Source organism: Pseudomonas sp. RGM 3321, from assembly GCF_022836805.1.
Taxonomy (GTDB): domain Bacteria; phylum Pseudomonadota; class Gammaproteobacteria; order Pseudomonadales; family Pseudomonadaceae; genus Aquipseudomonas.
This window is the reverse complement of sequence record NZ_JALHBH010000108.1, coordinates 115,028-134,122: the sequence shown is the minus strand read 5'-3', so window position 1 is coordinate 134,122 and position 19,095 is coordinate 115,028. Positions and strand designations below refer to the sequence as shown.

The following is a 19,095-nucleotide window of genomic DNA, read 5'->3' as shown; positions in this document are numbered from 1 at the left end:
CCGCATAAGCGGCCGTTTGCAGGTTGCCTTAATGGGATCAGGCCAGCCGCGAAAGCATCTCCCGCGCTTCGCTTTTCTGTCCGTCATCGCCCTCAGTGACCACTTCGTCAAGAATATCCCGGGCACCGTCTGCATCGCCCATGTCGATATAGGCGCGCGCCAGATCAAGCTTGGTCGCTGCTTCGTCAGTGCCGGCCATGAAGTCGAAGTCCGGTTCGTCATCCAGTGCCGCGGCATCTTCGGCCGTGAACCTTGGTTCATCGAGCGGCGGATGCTCGAGATTCTGCGAAAGGCGATCCAGCTCGGCATTGACGTCGTCGATTTCGGTCGCGAATGCCTGACTGGCCTGATCGGTTTCAATCTCGTCCGCCAGCGACAGATCAAAGTCTTCCGGAAGCTCAAGGTCATCACTGACAGGCGGCACAGACGGCGTTTCACCCAGATCAAGCGGGTCACTGCCAAGGCCGAGCAGGAAGTCATCTTCGTTCTTGAGCGCAGGATCTTCCTCCGACAGGTCCAGATCGAAGTCGGCAAGGTCTTCCGGCGTTGTCGCCGCACGGGCCTCTTCCTGTTGCTGCATGATCGACTCGAAGCTCAGCTCCTCGTCATCTGCTGCTGCCGACACCTTCGGCTCATCCAGCATCAAGTCGTCAAGCTCGTTCACAGTGGTGACTTCAGGCGTGGGCGCTTCTTCGAACTCGTCCAGGCTCAAATCAAAATCGTGATCGAACGGATCCGCCTCTTCGGCAGGCTCAGCGGCCAGCGGCGTAACCACTTCAGGTTCGGGCTCGGGATCTGCTGTTACAGCGATTTCAGGCTCAGGTTCGACCTCTTGCTCTGCCGAATCATCGGCCAACAGCTCTTCAACATACTTGGCGTCAAGCTCTGCAACCAGCGCAGCAGCACTGGCAGCTGCCGCCGCCGCGGCCACTGCCGGAGCAGCCGACGCAGTGGCAGATTCAGAAACCGCTGGCGCAGCAACAGGCGCTACCGGTTTCAGGGTCGAGTTAAGTTCTTCCTGCTGCTCGACCTCAGCTTCACGCTTTCCCGCTGCCACCAGTTTGCGTTCGTGGGCTGCGTAGGCTTTGTTATTACCCTGCTCGGCGTAGATTTCCATCAGCTTGAGGCGAATATCATCGCGCTTCGGATCTTCCTTCACCGCTTCTTCAAGCAGTTCGACAGCCTGATTCATGCGCCCGTAAGCAATATGAATCTCGGCCTGAAGCAACGGATCGGCAGGACGCTCGCGAGCCGCGGTGGCAGCGGCGGCGGCACCAGCGGCCCCCATGCGAACATTCGGTGGTGGCACATCCAGGCCGTCGAAGCTGGCTGGCGGTGCATTCATGTCCATGTCTGAAACAAAATCCGACTCCTCAGCCAGAGCACGCGCCATGCGCTTGTGCTTCTCGGCTTCGGCCTTCGCAGCGCGACGACGCGCCAGGAACAACAGCAACAAGGCCAGAATCAACAATGCAGCACCGCCGATCAGGCCAAGCAGTACAGGGTTGTTGAGGATCTTCTGCAGCGCGTCTTCATCTTCGGCTGCAGCCACCGGCTCCACAGCCAGCGGCTGATCGGTTGCCGGAGTCGCAACCTCGGCGGCACCTGCCGGCAATGCATCTTCAGGAGCAATCTCGCCAGCCGGTTTGACCGGAGCACCATTGGCATCGACCAGCGAAGCAGGCACTGCCGCATTGGCAGGCGGTGTGGCTTGCGGGGTGGCAGCAGCCGGAGGCACAGTTGCACCGGCGGCCTGCATTTTGGCCAACTGACCGTTTTTCAGCTCAATCAGGCGCTGTAGTTTGTCGAGCTGGCTTTGCAGGTCGTTCATGCGGCTTTTCAGCTCGGCATTATCACGACGCGTGGTGTCCAGCGCTTCCTGAGCCACCGCCAGCTTGTTGCCAAGATCACTGTCGCCCGCTGCACCTTTTGCCGCAGGTTTGCCGCTTGCCGAAACCAGGCTCAGGTTGTCGGAGGTATCGACTTTGGAAGGAGCAGCGCCAGCGCGATCACGACGGGTGGCATCGACCTGGCGCGTGCCGGCAGGCAGGCGACGGCCTTCACGCCAGGCGCTGTACTGCCGGGAAACTTCTGCAACTGCCTGCGGTTGTGGCAACGCGGTGGTTTGCTGCGGAGTCGGAAGGCGCAGCACCTGCCCTTTCTTCAAGCGGTTAATGTTGCCACCGATGAACGCTTCCGGATTCAACGCTTGAATGGCCAGCATGGTTTGCTGGACAGTGCCGCCAGTACGTACCTTCGCGGCAATTTCCCACAAGGTATCGTTATTGGCGGTGACATATTGTGCCTGTTTGTCCGCGTCTGGCGGCGGCAATGCTGGCGCACTGACGGCAGGTGCGGGAGCCTCGGGTGCCGCAGCTTCTGCCGACGGCGCGACTGTCGCCAGTTGCGCGGGTGCGGCAGGAGCAGCAGCTGGCGCCGGGGCGGCGGCCCCAGCGGCGGCCTCTGGAGAAAACTTCGGAGGATCGAGCAGAAGGCTGTATTCACGCAGCAACCGGCCATTTGGCCAGAGCACCTGAACCAGGAACTTCACATAAGGCTCGCGCACCGGCTTGCTGGAAGTAATGCGCAGGACACTTTTACCGCTGGCGTTGATAACCGGGGTAAAAGTGAGATCGTTAAGAAACGCCTGACGGGTAACACCCGCCTGAGCGAAGTCGGCAGTGGTCGCCAGGCTCGGCACAACTTGCGTTGCGTTAAGCCCCTGCGCCTCGGTCAACTCGATTTCCGCTACCAAGGGCTGATTCAGGGTCGACTTGACCGACAATTCCCCGAGCCCCAGCGCCTGCGCCATACCCGATGACAGCGCTGAAGCCGCAGCGATTGCTAATACCAGTTTACGAACCTGAACCATAGCCCATCCCTTGTTTAAAGATTCCCCGAGATCCGGGGAGGTGGTCCTGCGTTTGGGTGTAAGGCGTATCGCCGCTAAAACAATTATTCAAATTGTTGCCAAGTATCTTTTACACATAGTCTTTTATCAACAATTCGCCAACCTGCACAGCATTCAGCGCAGCGCCTTTTCGCACATTATCTGACGTCAGCCACAGATTCAGCTGCTCGGGATCGTCGGTTCCAGCCCGAACGCGTCCCACATAAACCACGTCCTGCCCCACAGCATCACCCACCGGCGTAGGGTAATCACCCGCATCGACCAGTTCGATTCCGGCGGCAGACTCGAGTGCCGCATTGATCGCCGCAACATCGACCGAACCTGCGGTGCGCAGCGTTACGGTAAAGCTGTCGCCAAAGAACACCGGCACTTGAATGCAGGTGGCAGAGACTTTGAGCGATGGCAGCGTCAGCAGTTCGCGTAATTCATCAACCAGACGCCTTTCCAGCGGCAAATGCCCCGACTCGTCAGGCGTACCCACCTGGGCCAATACGTTGAACGCCATCTGACGATCAAAAAAGCGGGTTTCCAGCGGACGGACATTCAACAGCTCGGTAGTCTGACGCGCCAGCTCGCTGACACCTTCGCGCCCGAGTGCTGAGACCGCGAGACAGGCCGTGATTGTCACGGACTGGATATCGATCAACCCGCGCAACGGCGCCAGAGCCAGTGCGACCGCAGTGGCAGAGGCGCTCGGGCTGGCCACCAGCGAGGCCGCCGCGCCGCTGTGCAAAAGCGTAGCATTTATTTCCGGCACGATATTAGGTGCCTGCACGGAGGTAAATGCGCCGGACAAGTCGACGACCGAGCACCCCGCCGCCACCGCCTTTTCGGCGTAACTGCGGCTGACAGCCGGGCCAGCGGCGAAGAACGCCAGGCGCACCTTGCTGAAGTCGAACTCATCGACTTCCCGTACGCGCACATTCTTGCCCCGAAACGGCACCGAGTGACCAGCAGACTCGATACTTGCCAGCAGGTGCAGATTGCCGACCGGGAAGTTGCGCTCCTCCAGCACCTGGACAACGGTTTCGCCGACAGTACCGGTTGCGCCGACTACGGCGATATCAAAGGACTGGCTCATGCAAAAACCTCAGGAAAATCAGGGAGCGGCACTTTAACTGTCGCACTGGCGACAGGCAATTCAAGCCGGCAAATAGCCGTGCTTTTCAAGGTTCGAGACCCACCGGGAAAAACACGCCGTGACTCCAGACACCCAACCAGCGCTGTCCGTCGATCTCGCGAGAGACCGCCAGCTCGACCAGTTGATAGAACACATTGCGGTGAATCAGCGCCTCAAGATTGCTCCGCACATGGATATACGGCGCTGGCTCCTCGGTACCAGGGTCTGTCACAACCCGCAAAGGGTGCTCCGGCCCCGCCTCAGTCTGATCCTCGACATTGGTCAGGAAGCGCAGCACCTGACCCTCGCCCTCTCCCAGCACCTCAAGGGTGACGGCGACAAAAGGCGCGTCATCGACCTTGATGCCGACTTTCTCGACAGGTGTGATCAGAAAATAGTCATCTCCGTCGCGACGCATGATGGTCGAGAACAACCTGACCATCGGTTTGCGGCCGATCGGCGTGCCCAGGTAATACCATGTCCCGTCTCGGGCGATACGCATGTCGATATCGCCACAGAAATCCGGATTCCACAAATGAACAGGCGGCAACCCCTTGGTTTTGGGGATCTGCGCAAACAGATCACCCGCCTTGTTTGAATCGGTCACTCCACTCTCCTGACGCTGGCCTAACGTTCGACGCCCAATAAGGTACGAGCGTAGTCCTCAAGAGGCGGACCCAGCAAATCTTCGGGGCTTTTGTCGTACAGCGTCAGCAATCCGCCACGGCTGCGAATACGCGCGCTGTCGATGAGATAACGGGTGCTGGTTTCGATCAGCATCAGTTGAATGACACCGCTGTCGACACCCAGACGGTCCACAGCTTCCTGATCGGCCCACTGATCGCCGGTGCCGATGCGATCATCGGCCTTGGCGAAACGGGTGTAGAGCAAATAATGTGCGCCCGCACTGCGCGCCTCGATCATGGCCTCATCCAGGCCCATTGGCCCACGGGCACGGCGGACCATCGGGAAGTACTCAATGAACCCCTTGAAGGCCTCTTCAGCCACCACGTTGGGCCGCGGATAGGCATTGCCTGGCGGCACGAAGGCACCTTGCGCGATGTAAATGAACGAGTCGGGCTGCACACGCCAGTTGGCAGTACGGCGAGTGTCGCTGTGATCGAGCAGACCCGCATCGCTGAATTGCTCGCGAACCCCCTCGCCCATGTCACTGACTTTCATGCAGCCACTCAACGCCAAAAGCGCGAGCAGCATAACCAGGCTACGCATCATCCCCTCCCAAATACCGGTGACGGAAAACCGGCGAATGGTCGTCGGATGCAGCTTCCGCGCCATCTCTGGCACAGCAGGCACCAAAGCCTTGAAGCAGATGCTCAAGACCGGGCCGGGGCGTTATTCCGTAGCAGGGTCAGGTTTGGGCTCGGCGATGACGTCGGCATCGCGCTTGCGCTTGTTGCCCATACGCACGCCGATGTCCATGAGGAAGTGGAAGAAGCCTTCCTGATCTTCCAGCACATTGCTCCAGAACGGCGAGTGGTACAGCGCAACGGCGCCATGCACCAGCGCCCAGGCGGCACAGTAGTGGTAGTAAGGCGGGACATCTTCGAGCTTGCCTTCGGTGATGCGGCCTTTGATCAGCAGCGTCAGGTGTTCGAAGTTGGAGGCGCGGATCTTGTGGAGCTCTTCGACCAGCTCGGGCACCTGATTGCCCTTGACCACTTTTTCCTCCAGGCGGTCGAACAGGCGATAGCGCTGCGGATCACGCATACGGAATTCGAAGTAGGCACGTGAGAGCGCCTCCTTGTCCTTGTCGACATCAGCGGAGTGCAGCAGCTCGTTCAGGTCCCGCTCATAGTCGAGCATCAGGCGCAGATAGATTTCTGCCTTGGACTTGAAGTGCTTGTAGATGGTGCCTTTACCAATGCCGACGGCGTCCGCGATCATCTCGACAGTGACGCTGTCTTCGCCCTGCTCCAGGAACAGCTTTAGCGCGGTGTCGAGAATTTCCTGCTCACGGCGGCGAAATTCACGGACCTTACGAGGTTCTTTCTGCATAGAGAGGTCTGTCAGGATCGAAATCGAAGCCGGGTATTATGCCCAATCGGCGCTAAATTGCACGGATCATCCTTACTTGTCGACCTTTATGAACGAAACCGGCGAAAAATTCGCATTTTGGCGTCCGCTTCGCAAACCTGACACACGACGGTATGCTACGACGCAGGCAGTACCGGGGATGCAGCGACAAACTCCAGGTAACCCGTGATCACTACATACAACGTGAAATAGGCAAAGATCAGCGCCGAGGCAATGTAGGACCAGCGCAACATACGCTCCCCCATGAAACGCCCACCCTGATGTGCCAGCGCACACAGCGAGATCGACCAGACCACGCCCGCCGCAACGAACCCGGCAAGAAAGGTCGAGGCACTGGCAAGATCAGAACCCTGTCGAGCAATCAGCGCACCGCCGACTGCAGCAAACCAGAGAATGGCGCTGGGTGATGACATCGCCAGAAAAATTCCGCGCAGGAACAACGCCAGGCTGGATTTTTCCGATTGAACATCCTGATTATCGAGGCCGGCGCTGACTGCGGTGGCACTCATGACCATCCTGAAGCAGAACCAGGCCAACACCGCCGTACCGCCGAGCCAGAGCACGTAGCGTACGGCTTCATATTGCAGCAGCACCGCCATGCCGAGCATGGCCAGGACCGCATAGGCCAGATCGCCGACACAGGTTCCCAACCCAAGCCATAGGCCCTTGGAAAAGCCGCGCTGCATGGACAGCGTGATCATGGCTATGTTTGCCAGGCCAATATCCAGGCATAACGACAGACTCAGTAGAAAACCGTTGGAAAACTCCACTCGAACACTCCGACCAGGCACTGAAAAACCTCGGCATGCCTGATCTGCTGGCTTACACGGGCTAATTTGATACGATGGCCTTGTATCCCGTCCGGCAAAAAGTGCTCATCAAGGACTCAAGAATCGCTTTAGTATTCCAAAACTGTTTAAAAAACGATCAAAAGGCACTGGACGGTACGCCATGCTGGGCAATACTTAAGCCGCTGACGGGTCATCATTCCCCAAATGACTCGCCAGTAAAGGTGCCTAAGGAATAGCGTGCCTTTGTTTTACTCCTAATGGTCTTAACCCGGCTTCACCCCCCCAGAATCCGGGTTTTTTTTGCCCGCGATTTGCCGCCGGTCGACGTGCACGCCACTCAGCGTTGAACATGCGCCAGCGGGAACAGGCGAGCGAAGTTAGCGGTGGTCTGCTCGGCGAAATGCTCGTAGGACTCGCCCCGCAGCATTGCCAGAAACTCGGCAACTTCACGTACGTACTGCGGCAGATTCGGTTTGCCCCGATAAGGGATAGGCGCAAGGTATGGGGAGTCGGTCTCGACCAGCAGCCGATCAGCGGGGACTTGCCTTGCGACATCCCGCAGGGCGTCGGCGTTGCGAAAGGTCACGATGCCGGACAGCGAGATATAGTACCCCATATCCAGCGCCGCCCTGGCCATCTCCCAGTCTTCGGTGAAGCAATGCAGAACGCCCGCCTGAGGCAGCGCCGCATCACGCAGAAGGCTCAATGTATCGGCGCGCGCGCCACGGGTATGGATGATCACCGGCTTGCCAGTGACACTGGCTGCCTCCAGATGCAACCGAAAAGAAGCCTGCTGCAACTCGGCAGCTTCGGGTTCGTAGTGATAGTCCAGACCGGTTTCACCTATCGCGACCACTCGCGGATGATCCAGCTCCTTGAGCAACCAGTCCAGAGGCGGCATCTCACCAGGCTTCACGTCCAGCGGATGAATGCCTACCGAGCAGTCGACATCGGCGTAGCGCTCGGCGAGCGCCTTGACCGCGCCAGCGTTGTCGGCGCTGACGCCGATGCAGAGAAAATGCCCGACTCCCCTGCCCCGGGCGGCTTCAAGGGCTGCATCCAGCGAGCCGTCGTGCTGGGCAAGGTCAAGGCGATCAAGGTGACAATGGGAATCTACAAGCATGAGTTAAAACACAACTACATCGTATGGGTTGGACGATCGGACTTCAGAGCTCCGACCAGATGAGTTTCGATCAGGTTGCGCGCGGTATTGTCGCCGTCATTGAATTGCACGCCGACACCGGCAGTCCGATTGCCTTGCGCACCTTTTGGCGTAATCCAGGCGACGCGGCCAGCTACCGGAACCTTCTCCGGTTCGTCCATCAGATTGAGCAGCATGAACACTTCATCACCCAGCTTGTAGCTTTTGCTGGTGGGGATGAACAGCCCGCCGTTTCTGATGAATGGCATGTAGGCAGCATAAAGCACGGATTTGTCCTTGATGGTCAGGGACAGAATGCCATTACGTGGACCTGTGTTCAGCGGCAGACTCATGACAACACCTCAACGGTTCCGGATAACGCAGAGTCTACGCCTGTCCCGGCAGGCCTGCCCACTGCACCAGCAATGCTTCAAGCAGCAAGACCCGGTTTAGATTGGCCTTGGACATGACTTTTTGCCTCTGTGCCAGAATCCATTCCTGGATCTCCAGCACTTTTGCGCGAGAAGACTTCTGCGCCAGGTACTGAACGACCTTGCGCATGTCGCCCAGGCCAAGGCCTTCCTCGTCCTGCGTCATCTGATAGCGCAGGATCAGGTGCGACCAGTCGCAGAACCAGTCGAACAACAATAACAACGGGATGTCCTTCCAGCCTTCGGCCAGTTGGGTAGCCGATTGCTGCTGCTTGAGTAGCTTCTTGACGCCATCCACCACCAGCGCGCGTTGTTCGCGAACGCCTTGCGTGTGGAGTGCCACGGCAGCCAGCGGCGATCCGGCTGCCAGCGTCAGCAATTCGAACCGTTCTTCCTGCGTGCAATCAGGCAGGGCATTGCCCAGCCAGTCCAGGCTCATCTGTTCACTGGGCAATGGGCAGGCTTGCTGCACACAGCGACTCTTGACCGTTGGCAGCAAGCGGCTCGGCTGATGGCTGACCAGCAACAGAACGGTATTGCCCGAAGGCTCCTCCAGACTTTTCAACAAGGCATTGGCAGCATTGATGTTCATCGCTTCCACCGGCTCGACAAGCACCACCTTGCGACCGCCCATCTGTGCGGTCTGCACCACAAAGCTGACCAGATCACGAACCTGATCAACCTTGATCGGCTTGTCTGCTTCTTCCGGCTCCAGCACATAGTTGTCCGGATGACTGCCAGCCGCCAGCAGCAGGCAGGATTTGCAATGCCCGCAGGCCTCAAGCCCTTCGGGAGCCTTGCACAGCAGGCTGGCCATCAGGCGCTCGGCCAGTGCCCGCTTGCCGATACCGACCGGACCGTGCAACAGATAGGCATGAGAGTGCTGAGCACGACCGGCCATCTGCTGCCAGAGTGAAGCCTGCCAGGGGTAGGCTTCAGCCACGTCGCAGCTCCAGCAACTGCGGCAGCAATGTATCAAGGGAAGCCTGAACGTCGGCCAGCGGCTGGGCCGCGTCCACCAGACGATACCGCGCAGGATCAGCCTTCGCCCGCTGCAGATAAGTCGAGCGCACCGCGTCGAAGAACGCGCGGCCTTCCTGCTCGAAGCGATCCAGTCGGCCACGTGCCGCGGCGCGTGACAGACCGATTTCCACCGACAGGTCAAACACCAGCGTCAGATCAGGCCGCAGATCGCCTTGAACAAATTCTTCCAGCACGGCAATACGCTGGTGAGACAGGCCGCGGCCTCCACCTTGATACGCGTAGGTTGCATCGGTAAAGCGATCACAAAGCACCACCTCGCCACGCGCCAGAGCCGGGCGAATGACCTCAGCCAGGTGTTGTGCGCGCGCGGCAAAGACCAGCAGCAGTTCGGTGTCGGCGCTCATGGTTTCATCACTGGGGGCCAGCAGCAGTTCGCGAATGCGCTCGGCCAACGGAGTGCCGCCCGGCTCGCGGGTCAGCAATACCTGAACGCCCTGCGCGCGAAGCTGCGCCGCCAGGTACTCGCGATTGGTACTTTTGCCAGCACCTTCCGGGCCTTCAAGGGTGATAAACAAGCCAGTCACAGGTAATCCTTAATTGTTTCCATCATTGCGCATTCGGCTCGGGCTGCGGGGCGTCCGGTGCAGTCGCGGGCTCGGGCTCTGAAGCGGGAGAATCGGTTGATGGTGCTGGCGCAGCAGGTGCCGGGCTGGAGCGATAATCTGCGCGGCGCTTGAGCTGATAGTCACGCACCGCTGCGTTGTGGGCATCCAGATCGTCCGAGAACACATGGCTGCCGTCCCCTTTGGCCACGAAATACAGGCTGCTGCCCGCTACCGGGTTGAGCGCGGCATGAATCGCCTCGCGCCCCACCAGCGAAATCGGTGTCGGCGGCATACCGGCTATCACGTAGGTATTGTACGGCGTGGGCTCCTTGAGATTGGCCCGGGTCAACTTGCCGTTGTAGCGCTCGCCCATGCCATAGATCACGGTCGGATCGGTCTGCAACTGCATGCCCAGTTTCAAGCGACGCACGAACACACCTGCAATCTGGCCGCGCTCCTGAGGTACGCCGGTTTCCTTCTCGACCATCGACGCCATGACCAGGGCCTGATAAGGGTTGGAATAGGGAGCCTCCGAAGACCTGGCGTTCCATTCCTCATCAAGCACTTCTTCCAGACGACTGTAAGCCTGCCTGAGCAATTCAGCATCGGTCATGCCGCGCACATAGCGATAGGTGTCAGGAAAGAAACGGCCTTCAGGGAATACATCGGGATGGCCGATTTTTGCCATCAGCTCGCCGTCGGACAAGCCAGCCAGCGTCTGATCGAGCTTGGCCTGTTTGGCCAGCGCAGCCCGCACCTGACGGAAATTCCAGCCCTCGACCAGGGTCAGGCTGTATTGCACGACCTCCCTGCGCTTCCAGACGTCGAACAGCCCCTTGACGTTCATGCCCGGCACCATGCGGTATTCGCCGCTGTGCAGAGCCTGTCCGGAGAGGTTGAAACGCCAGTAAAGACGCAACCAGAAGGCGTCCTTGATCACGCCATCGGCCTGCAGTCGATTAAGTACGCCGGTCGGCGTTGAACCGGCCGGAACATCCAGCAGTTGCTCCTGAGCCACTTCGAGCGGCTGGTTCAGCGCCTGATATTGCTGCCAGAACGCAAAGCCGAGCAGAAGGCCTGCCAGAACGACAGCTGTTTCCAGCAACACCAATATTTTTCGGATCACAAATCAGATATCCAGAAGGGTGCGAGCAATACCTTGCAGTTTACGGGTGAGCGGCCCGACCGGCCAGCTCAAGACTGTAAAGCCGCGAACCGGCCAGACGCCGTAGACGCTATTGCATAGAAACACTTCGTCCGCCGATTCAAGGTCGGACAGGTGCAAATCACGGATATCGACAACCAGCCCCAGGTTTCGTGCCTGATCCAGCAACTCGGCACGCATCACTCCAGCAACCCCGCAGCGGCTCAGATCGGCAGTCAGCAGGCGTCCCTGACTGACCAGAAACAGATTGCTGTAGACACCCTCGATCAATCGCCCGGAGGTATCGCGCATCAAGCCTTCGGCATGCTCGCTATCGCTCCATTCCGAGCGGGCCAGCACCTGTTCCAGGCGATTCAGATGCTTGAGTCCGGCCAGCAGTGGTTGTTCTGCCAGACGAGTCTGGCAGGCAAACAAGCGCACGCCCTGCTCGGCATGTGCAGCGGGGTAGGCCGGTGCAGGACTGCCTTGCAGGATTCGGCGGGGTTGGGTATCGGGGGCCGGCGCATAGCCGCGCTGGCTATCGCCACGGGTGAGTATCAGTTTCATGACGCCGTCGCAGAGCTTAGCGGCGAAGCGGGTCATTTCTGCGCGAACCAGTGCATGATCGACTGCAATCGACAGGCGCTGGCACCCGCTTTCAAGACGCTGCAGGTGACGCTCCAGCAGCAATGGCTGCCCGGCCCTGACGGCGATGGTTTCAAACAACCCATCGCCGTAGGCCAGCCCGCGATCCTTGAGGGGCAAGGCGTCTGCGGGGCAGCCATCGACCCAGCCAGGCATTACTCGGCGAACCGACGGAATACCAGCGAGCCATTGGTGCCACCGAAACCGAAGGAGTTCGACAGAACAACGTCGATCGGCATGCGGCGCGCTTCGTGAGGCACGAAGTCCAGATCGCAGCCTTCGCTTGGCTCATCCAGGTTGATGGTCGGCGGAGCCACCTGATCAACCATTGCCAGCACGCTGAAGATCGCCTCGACAGCACCGGCGGCGCCCAGCAGGTGGCCGGTCATCGACTTGGTCGAACTGACAGCCAGCTTGTAGGCGTGATCACCAAACACTGACTTGATCGCAGAGGCCTCGGCCAAATCGCCCGCAGGCGTCGACGTACCGTGTGCGTTGATGTACTGCACCTGATCGGCATTGACCTTCGCGTCACGCAGAGCATTGACAATGCAGCGTGCGGCACCGGCACCGTCATCGGGCGGTGAGGTCATGTGATAGGCATCGCCGCTCATGCCGAACCCGACCAGTTCAGCGTAGATGGTCGCGCCGCGTGCTTTAGCGTGTTCAAGCTCTTCAAGGACCATCGCACCGGCACCGTCGGACAGGACGAAACCATCACGGCCTTTGTCCCAGGGACGGCTGGCACGGGTCGGGTCGTCGTTGCGTGTGGACAGCGCACGCGCAGCACCGAATCCACCCAGCCCCAGGCCACAGGCAGCCATTTCAGCACCACCGGCAATCATCACGTCAGCTTCGTCATAGGCGATGTTACGAGCCGCCATGCCGATGCAGTGGGTTGCCGTGGTGCAAGCCGTCGCGATGGAATAGTTAGGCCCCTGTGCACCCAGATGGATAGACAGGAAACCGGAAATCATGTTGATGATCGAGCCCGGCACGAAAAACGGTGAAATCCGTCCTGGGCCTTGCTCGTGCAGCAGACGACTGCTGTTTTCGATATTGGTCAGACCACCGATACCCGAACCCATCGCGACACCGATGCGTTCACGGTTTGCATCAGTGACTTCGAGGCCTGCATTACGCACCGCCTGAAAGCTGGCCGCGAGGCCATACTGAATGAAGAGATCGAGCCGACGCGCTTCTTTGGGCGCCAGGTATTCTTCGACGTTGAAACCCTTGACCGAACCGCCGAAACGGGTGGTGAAGGCCGACAAGTCCGTGTGCTCGATAAGGCCAATGCCACTGCGGCCCGCCAGAATGCCCTGCCAACTGCTGGGCACGTCATTGCCCAGTGGCGAAAGCATGCCCATCCCGGTGACCACGACGCGTCTACGCGACACAGGACTCTCCTTCTCTCTTGTTTACGGAACAATCATTTACGAACAATCGCAGCGTTTTCTAAAGAAAAAACCGCACGCCGGTTAAAGCAGTGCGGTTTTCCCGTGACAGCAGTCAGCGATTACAAATCTTAAGCCTGATGGCTGTTGACGTAGTCGATTGCTGCTTGAACGGTCGTGATCTTTTCCGCTTCTTCGTCAGGGATTTCGGTCTCGAATTCCTCTTCCAGAGCCATTACCAGCTCGACGGTGTCCAGGGAGTCAGCGCCCAGGTCTTCAACGAAAGAAGCAGTGTTGACAACGTCTTCTTGTTTGACGCCAAGTTGCTCTGCAACGATTTTCTTGACGCGCTCTTCGATGGTGCTCATACCTAGTTTTAACTCCTAGTGGAAATGTTCAGGCATCTGGCCAGTGGGTAAGTGTATAGAAGAGGTTTTGCGAATTTCAAGCTTAACGCTCTCCCCTTATGCCCAACCGTACCTTTGCCCATGCATAGATTGCAGCTTTATAACGGATTTTAGACAGCTCGTATGACATTTTTTTGAAACAGATGGTCACATTAGCTCATGTACATGCCGCCGTTAACAGGGATTGTGGCCCCGGTAACGTACCCTGCGCCTTCGGAGGCAAGAAAAGCGACTACATGCGCAATCTCTTCGGCCTGCCCCAGACGGCCCAGGGGTATCTGGGTAATCAGTGACTCACGCTGAGCCTCAGGCAGCTCACGCGTCATATCGGTGTCGATGAAACCAGGCGCAACCGAGTTCACGGTTACTGCCCGCGAGCCCACTTCACGGGCCAGAGCCCTGCTGAAACCTTCCAGCCCGGCCTTCGCGGAAGCATAGTTTACTTGACCGGCGTTGCCCATGGCACCCACAACCGAACCAATGCTGATAATACGGCCCCAACGCGCTTTGGTCATGCCGCGCAAAACACCCTTGGAAAGGCGGAAAAGGCTATTCAGATTGGTGTTGACGACGTCATACCATTCGTCATCTTTCATGCGCATCATCAGATTATCACGGGTGATACCGGCATTATTGACCAGAATCAACGGTGCGCCGACGCGCTCCTGAATGGTCGACAGGACCGAATTCACAGACTCGGCATCGCAGACATCGAGCATCAGGCCAAAGCCTTCGACGCCGCTTTCCTTGAACGTCGCACTGATGCGCTCGGCGCCGGACTCAGAGGTCGCGGTGCCCACAACGACAGCACCATTGCGCCCCAATTCCAGGGCGATGGCTTGACCAATACCGCGACTCGCACCGGTTACCAGTGCAACTTTACCTTGAAGGCTCATACAGGCTTCTCCTAATCAGGCCAGTGCCGCGCGCGCGGCGGCAAAGGCGTCCGGGGTATCAAGGTTGTAAGTAATCACGCCTTCGGCGCAACGCTTGTTCAGACCGGCCAGGACTTTGCCCGGACCGCATTCCACGAGCTGGGTCGCACCACGGCTCGCCAGGCATTGAATGGATTCAACCCAGCGAACCGGCTTGTACAGTTGTTCCAGCAAGTCACGCTTGAGCGTCGCCAGATCACTGACCGCGCTGGCACTGACGTTCTGTACCAATGCGATTTCAGGTGCTTGCCATTCAATGGCTTCAACAGCCTCGGCGAAACGCTCGGCGGCCGGGCGCATCAGTTCGCAGTGCGACGGCACGCTGACCGGCAACGGCAATGCACGCTTGGCACCCCGCGCCTTGCACAGTTCCATGGCGCGCTTGACGGCCTCGGCGGAACCGGCGATCACCACCTGGCCCGGCGAGTTGAAATTAACCGCACTGACAACTTCGCCCTGCGCTGCTTCGGCACAGGCAGCGATAACGTCGGTATCATCAAGACCCAGAATTGCGGCCATGCCGCCTTGACCGGCCGGCACCGCTTCCTGCATCAACTGGCCGCGACGCTCAACGAGCTTCACCGCATCAGCCAGGCTCAGGCTTTGCGCAGCTACCAGCGCACTGTATTCACCCAGACTGTGACCTGCGACGAACGCAGGAACGGCGCCGCCCTCGGCCAGCCACACATGCCACAAGGCTATGGAAGCGGTCAGAATGGCAGGCTGGGTCTTGTCGGTCTGATTGAGCAACTCGGCAGGACCGTTCTGGGTCAACGCCCACAGGTCATAGCCAAGGGCTTCGGAAGCCTGCTCGAAAGTGTCGAGAATCAGCGGATGTTGCGCGCCTTGCTCGGCGAGCATGCCGAGAGATTGCGATCCTTGACCCGGAAAGACGAATGCGAGGGATGCAGACATTTGACAAGCCTCTGAATTATTGTCGCCAAAATGGGCGTCCGGACAGGCCGAACGCGGGTATTCAAATTTACATGACTGATCGGTTGGATGACTGACCAGTCTGATGCGTCACATTTTCAGGTTTGGCCGTTCTGAAGCAGCAATTCAAGCCGCCCCTTCAAGCGCTGTGGCAGGTTTTCACGGGATTCGACGATCGCTCGCTGAATCGCACTCTGGAACCCTGAAACACTGGCAGAACCGTGGCTTTTCACCACAACCCCCTGCAACCCCAGCAGGCTCGCGCCATTATGACGGGCAGGTGCCAGATCAGTCTGCAGTCGCCTGAGCAACGGCAACGCCAGCGCTCCGACCGCCCTGCTCAGCAGGTTGCGGTTGAACAGTGTATCGATTCTGGCGGCAATCATGGTCGCCAGCCCCTCGCTCGACTTGAGCAGTACATTGCCGACAAAGCCATCACACACCACGACGTCAGCCTCACCCCGGTACAAGCCGTCGCCTTCGATGTAGCCAATGTAGTTGAGCCCCAGGGCTGCCTGCAAAAGGCCGGCGGCAAGCTTGACCTGCTGATTGCCCTTTATGTCTTCCGTGCCCACGTTAAGCAAGGCGACCCTGGGCTTTATGACGCCCAGGGTCTCGGCAAGAACAGAACCCATTACCGCAAACTGATAAAGCGCTTCGGCGCTGCAATCGACATTCGCACCCAGGTCGAGCAACTGGCAATGGCCAGACCGAGTGGGAATGGCTGCGATCATCGCGGGACGGTCGATACCGGGCAGCGTCTTGAGCACAAACCGCGAAAGCGCCATCAGCGCACCGGTATTACCAGCGCTGACACATGCCTGGGCCTGTCCGCTTGCAACAAGCTCAAGAGCAACGCGCATGGACGAGTCAGGCTTGCCACGCAGAGCCTGGGACGGACGCTCGTCCATCGCTATGGCTTCATTGGCGTTTACGACACGCAGGCGCGAGCGATCCACGGCACCATGATGGGCAATGAGTTCTTCAATCAGGGAGGCTTGGCCGACGAGGACCAGATGAAGCGAGGGCGTAGCTGTCAGGCACGCGAGGCTTGCCTGAACAATGTTGCGAGGACCGAAGTCCCCGCCCATTGCGTCGATCGCGATGATCGGAGCGGACAAGAAATTACTCGTCAGCGCCCTTGTCGATCACTTTACGACCACGGTATACGCCTTCTGGCGATACGTGGTGACGCAGGTGAATTTCACCAGTGGTCTTTTCTACCGACAGAGTGCTTGCCTCAAGAGCGTCGTGCGAACGACGCATGTCACGGGCAGAGCGGGATTTTTTGTTCTGCTGAACAGCCATAATTGATTAACTCCTAAACGTTTGGGTCACGCTTTAACTGCGCCAATACACTGAACGGGTTGGACCGCGTTACCTCGTCCACGCTCGGTTCGGGCTCATCGAGACCCGCCGGTTGCTGGCATTCTTCAGGATGATGAGCAGGCACAATGGGCAAGGCGAGCAATAGCTCCTCCTCAATCAATGCCAGCAGATCCAAAGGATCTTCGCCCAGTTCCAGCACGTCATAACCTTTCGGTAACGACTGGGTATTCGCACCCTCCTTCACCACGGCGTAACTGCATTCGCTGTGGATCGGCAGGGTCACCAGCTCAAGACAACGCTGGCAAACCATCTTGACCGGGACGTCTATCGAACTGTGGATAACCACAGAGCGGCGTTCGTCACGCTCAAAAACGAATTTCGCCTGCACCGTACCGACAGTGTCGGCAAGCGGGTCGCAGAGTCTCTTCAAATCGCCCAGCAGCACTTCACCCTGAAGGGTAGTGCCGCGATCAGACAATTTGCGCGGATCAACGTGAGATGGAATCGGGTCATTCAACATAGGCGCAGCATTCTAGGGATGACCCCTTGGCATGTCAAAGGAAATTCAGGCCTGTTCGTCACTCCGGCCACTCTTTAGAATCGACGCTCAGCCTACGGAGATCCGCATGCCATCCCTGCTCCTTGCCTCCAGCTCTTCATACCGGCGCGAAATGCTCACTCGTCTGCGCCTGCCATTCACCTGCAAGTCCCCGGACATTGATGAAAGTCACCGACCGGATGAGACCGCACACGACCTTGTTCGGCGCCTTGCCTTAGAGAAAGCCGAGGCGCTGGCGGGCGAATATCCGGCCCACCTGATCATTGGCTCCGATCAGGTCGCCGTCCTCAACGGACAGATACTCGGCAAGCCCCACACCTTCGAGCGTGCACTTGAGCAACTGACGGCTGCCAGTGGCACCAGCGTGACCTTCCTGACCGGACTGGCCCTGCTTAATAGCTCGACAGGCAAGTACCAGGTCGATTGCGTGCCCTTTACCGTGCACATGCGCGAACTCGATCAAACCAGCATCGAACGCTATCTGCATGCAGAGCAACCTTATGACTGCGCCGGCAGCTTCAAGGCTGAAGGGTTGGGGGTCAGCCTGTTTCGCAGCACAGAAGGCAGCGACGCGACCAGCCTGATCGGCCTGCCACTGATACGCCTTGTGGACATGCTAATAAAGGAAGGGGTCAGCGTACCCTGACGCTCAGACAAAGAACCCGGCCATTGGCCGGGTTCTTTGTTTCTGCATCAAGCCGTCAGCGCAGGCTTGGACCGTTGAAGCCGACCAGCATGGCAATGCGCTCGGCGATACTGGTGCCCAGCTTTTTCGAAAAGCGATCAAAAGGCGACTCTTCGACGGTGTATTCAACGATATCCTTTTCCTTGATCACATCCCGCGCGACATAACTGGCGCTGCCCAGACCGTCCACCAGACCGAGCGCAACGGCCTGCTCACCGGTCCAGATCAGCCCCGAAAACAGCTCGGGATGATCCTTGTCCTTCAGACGGTCGCCACGCCCCTGCTTGACGCTGGCAATGAACTGACGATGCGTTGTGTCCAGCACACCCTGCCAGAACTGCGTCTCATCGGCCTTCTGCGGCTGGAACGGGTCAAGAAATGCCTTGTGCTCGCCCGATGTGTAGGTACGACGATCAACGCCGAGCTTGTCCATGGCACCGACAAACCCGAACCCGGCCGCCGTCACACCTATCGACCCCACCAGACTGGCCTTATCGGCATAGATCTGGTCAGCTGCACTGGCAATGTAATAAGCGCCCGAAGCACCCAGATCGGTGATGACCGCATAAACCTTGATGTCCGGCTTTGCAGCACGCAGACGACGGATTTCGTCATAGACATAGCCCGACTGAACAGGACTACCGCCCGGGCTGTTGATACGCAGAATCACGCCCTTGGTCTTCTCATCCTCGAACGCCTTTTGCAGCGCCGTGACGATATTCTCGGCACTGGCCGACTCCTTGTCGGCAATCACACCCTGCACATCAATCAACGCTGTGTGGCTGGAGCGGCGCGATGTACCACCTTCGAAATCCAGCATCGGAACGACCACTGCAACAAACAGAAACGCGAATGTCAGAAGCTTGAAGAAGATTCCCCAGCGGCGCGCGCGACGCTGCTCCTGAACACTGGCCAGCAGCGTCTTTTCAAGAAGTTTCCAGCTTTTTGCTTCTTCCTTGCCGTTGACGCCCTCGTCCGCACTTTGCGAGACGGGTGCCTTCCATTCGTCAGACATGCTCCAAT

At 58.7% G+C, this 19,095-nt stretch carries 21 protein-coding genes; 1 reads left to right on the top strand and 20 read right to left on the bottom strand.

Going from position 1 to position 19,095, the window contains the following annotated elements:
* Window positions 1-37 precede the first annotated feature (37 nt).
* From RGM3321_RS13280 to RGM3321_RS13190, 19 genes are all read right to left on the bottom strand, one after another.
* On the bottom strand, window positions 38-2,872 hold the full coding sequence (locus RGM3321_RS13280; RefSeq protein WP_244393391.1) for a FimV/HubP family polar landmark protein: 2,835 nt from the start codon (window positions 2,870-2,872) through the stop codon (window positions 38-40).
* A gap of 109 nt (window positions 2,873-2,981) precedes the next feature.
* Window positions 2,982-3,992 carry an aspartate-semialdehyde dehydrogenase gene (locus RGM3321_RS13275; protein WP_244393390.1) on the bottom strand — a complete coding sequence of 337 codons (1,011 nt, stop codon included), beginning with the start codon at window positions 3,990-3,992 and terminating at the stop codon, window positions 2,982-2,984.
* 85 nt (window positions 3,993-4,077) lie between these two features.
* Window positions 4,078-4,638 carry a DUF1285 domain-containing protein gene (locus RGM3321_RS13270; protein ID WP_244393389.1) on the bottom strand — a complete coding sequence of 187 codons (561 nt, stop codon included), beginning with the start codon at window positions 4,636-4,638 and terminating at the stop codon, window positions 4,078-4,080.
* Between the two features lie 20 nt (window positions 4,639-4,658).
* Window positions 4,659-5,261: a DUF4823 domain-containing protein gene (locus RGM3321_RS13265; RefSeq protein ID WP_002552702.1), complete on the bottom strand. Its 603-nt coding sequence runs from the start codon at window positions 5,259-5,261 to the stop codon at window positions 4,659-4,661.
* Between the two features lie 123 nt (window positions 5,262-5,384).
* Window positions 5,385-6,047, bottom strand: coding sequence for a TetR/AcrR family transcriptional regulator (locus RGM3321_RS13260; protein WP_004657874.1), 663 nt, complete (start codon window positions 6,045-6,047; stop codon window positions 5,385-5,387).
* Window positions 6,048-6,202: 155 nt separating this feature from the next.
* Entirely contained in the window at window positions 6,203-6,856 is a 654-nt protein-coding gene (locus RGM3321_RS13255; RefSeq protein WP_004664328.1) for a LysE family transporter, read from the bottom strand.
* A gap of 358 nt (window positions 6,857-7,214) precedes the next feature.
* Entirely contained in the window at window positions 7,215-8,000 is a 786-nt protein-coding gene (locus RGM3321_RS13250) for a TatD family hydrolase (protein WP_002552699.1), read from the bottom strand.
* A gap of 14 nt (window positions 8,001-8,014) precedes the next feature.
* On the bottom strand, window positions 8,015-8,371 hold the full coding sequence (locus RGM3321_RS13245; RefSeq protein WP_002552698.1) for a PilZ domain-containing protein: 357 nt from the start codon (window positions 8,369-8,371) through the stop codon (window positions 8,015-8,017).
* A gap of 34 nt (window positions 8,372-8,405) precedes the next feature.
* Window positions 8,406-9,392 carry a DNA polymerase III subunit delta' gene (locus tag RGM3321_RS13240; RefSeq protein WP_244393388.1) on the bottom strand — a complete coding sequence of 329 codons (987 nt, stop codon included), beginning with the start codon at window positions 9,390-9,392 and terminating at the stop codon, window positions 8,406-8,408.
* Window positions 9,385-10,017 (bottom strand): dTMP kinase, encoded by a 633-nt coding sequence (tmk, locus tag RGM3321_RS13235; protein ID WP_244393387.1) that lies wholly within the window; start codon window positions 10,015-10,017, stop codon window positions 9,385-9,387. Before tmk ends, RGM3321_RS13240 begins: the two co-directional genes overlap by 8 nt.
* 22 nt (window positions 10,018-10,039) lie before the next feature.
* On the bottom strand, window positions 10,040-11,164 hold the full coding sequence (mltG, locus tag RGM3321_RS13230; RefSeq protein ID WP_244393386.1) for an endolytic transglycosylase MltG: 1,125 nt from the start codon (window positions 11,162-11,164) through the stop codon (window positions 10,040-10,042).
* Window positions 11,165-11,167: 3 nt separating this feature from the next.
* On the bottom strand, window positions 11,168-11,983 hold the full coding sequence (gene pabC / locus RGM3321_RS13225) for an aminodeoxychorismate lyase (RefSeq protein WP_244393385.1): 816 nt from the start codon (window positions 11,981-11,983) through the stop codon (window positions 11,168-11,170).
* Window positions 11,983-13,227, bottom strand: a complete 1,245-nt coding sequence (gene fabF, locus RGM3321_RS13220) for a beta-ketoacyl-ACP synthase II (protein ID WP_002552693.1) — start codon at window positions 13,225-13,227, stop codon at window positions 11,983-11,985. Before fabF ends, pabC begins: the two co-directional genes overlap by 1 nt.
* Before the next feature lie 128 nt (window positions 13,228-13,355).
* Entirely contained in the window at window positions 13,356-13,592 is a 237-nt protein-coding gene (gene acpP / locus RGM3321_RS13215; protein WP_244393384.1) for an acyl carrier protein, read from the bottom strand.
* Between the two features lie 191 nt (window positions 13,593-13,783).
* Window positions 13,784-14,527, bottom strand: a complete 744-nt coding sequence (fabG, locus tag RGM3321_RS13210; protein ID WP_244393383.1) for a 3-oxoacyl-ACP reductase FabG — start codon at window positions 14,525-14,527, stop codon at window positions 13,784-13,786.
* A gap of 15 nt (window positions 14,528-14,542) precedes the next feature.
* Window positions 14,543-15,481 carry an ACP S-malonyltransferase gene (gene fabD, locus RGM3321_RS13205; RefSeq protein ID WP_244393382.1) on the bottom strand — a complete coding sequence of 313 codons (939 nt, stop codon included), beginning with the start codon at window positions 15,479-15,481 and terminating at the stop codon, window positions 14,543-14,545.
* A 116-nt stretch (window positions 15,482-15,597) separates the two neighbouring features.
* A complete protein-coding gene (gene plsX / locus RGM3321_RS13200; RefSeq protein ID WP_244393381.1) occupies window positions 15,598-16,620 on the bottom strand; it encodes a phosphate acyltransferase PlsX in 1,023 nt (340 codons plus the stop codon).
* Between the two features lie 4 nt (window positions 16,621-16,624).
* Window positions 16,625-16,807, bottom strand: coding sequence for a 50S ribosomal protein L32 (rpmF, locus tag RGM3321_RS13195; RefSeq protein ID WP_002552688.1), 183 nt, complete (start codon window positions 16,805-16,807; stop codon window positions 16,625-16,627).
* A 13-nt stretch (window positions 16,808-16,820) separates the two neighbouring features.
* Window positions 16,821-17,348, bottom strand: coding sequence for a YceD family protein (locus RGM3321_RS13190; RefSeq protein ID WP_002552687.1), 528 nt, complete (start codon window positions 17,346-17,348; stop codon window positions 16,821-16,823).
* 106 nt (window positions 17,349-17,454) lie between these two features.
* Here RGM3321_RS13190 and RGM3321_RS13185 point away from each other — a divergent pair, with 106 nt between their 5' ends.
* Window positions 17,455-18,033, top strand: a complete 579-nt coding sequence (locus RGM3321_RS13185) for a nucleoside triphosphate pyrophosphatase (protein ID WP_244393380.1) — start codon at window positions 17,455-17,457, stop codon at window positions 18,031-18,033.
* Between the two features lie 55 nt (window positions 18,034-18,088).
* On the opposite strand, the gene sppA is transcribed toward RGM3321_RS13185, so the two are convergent.
* Complete coding sequence (gene sppA, locus RGM3321_RS13180; RefSeq protein WP_002552685.1) at window positions 18,089-19,087, bottom strand: signal peptide peptidase SppA; 999 nt, start codon at window positions 19,085-19,087, stop codon at window positions 18,089-18,091.
* Window positions 19,088-19,095 lie beyond the last annotated feature (8 nt).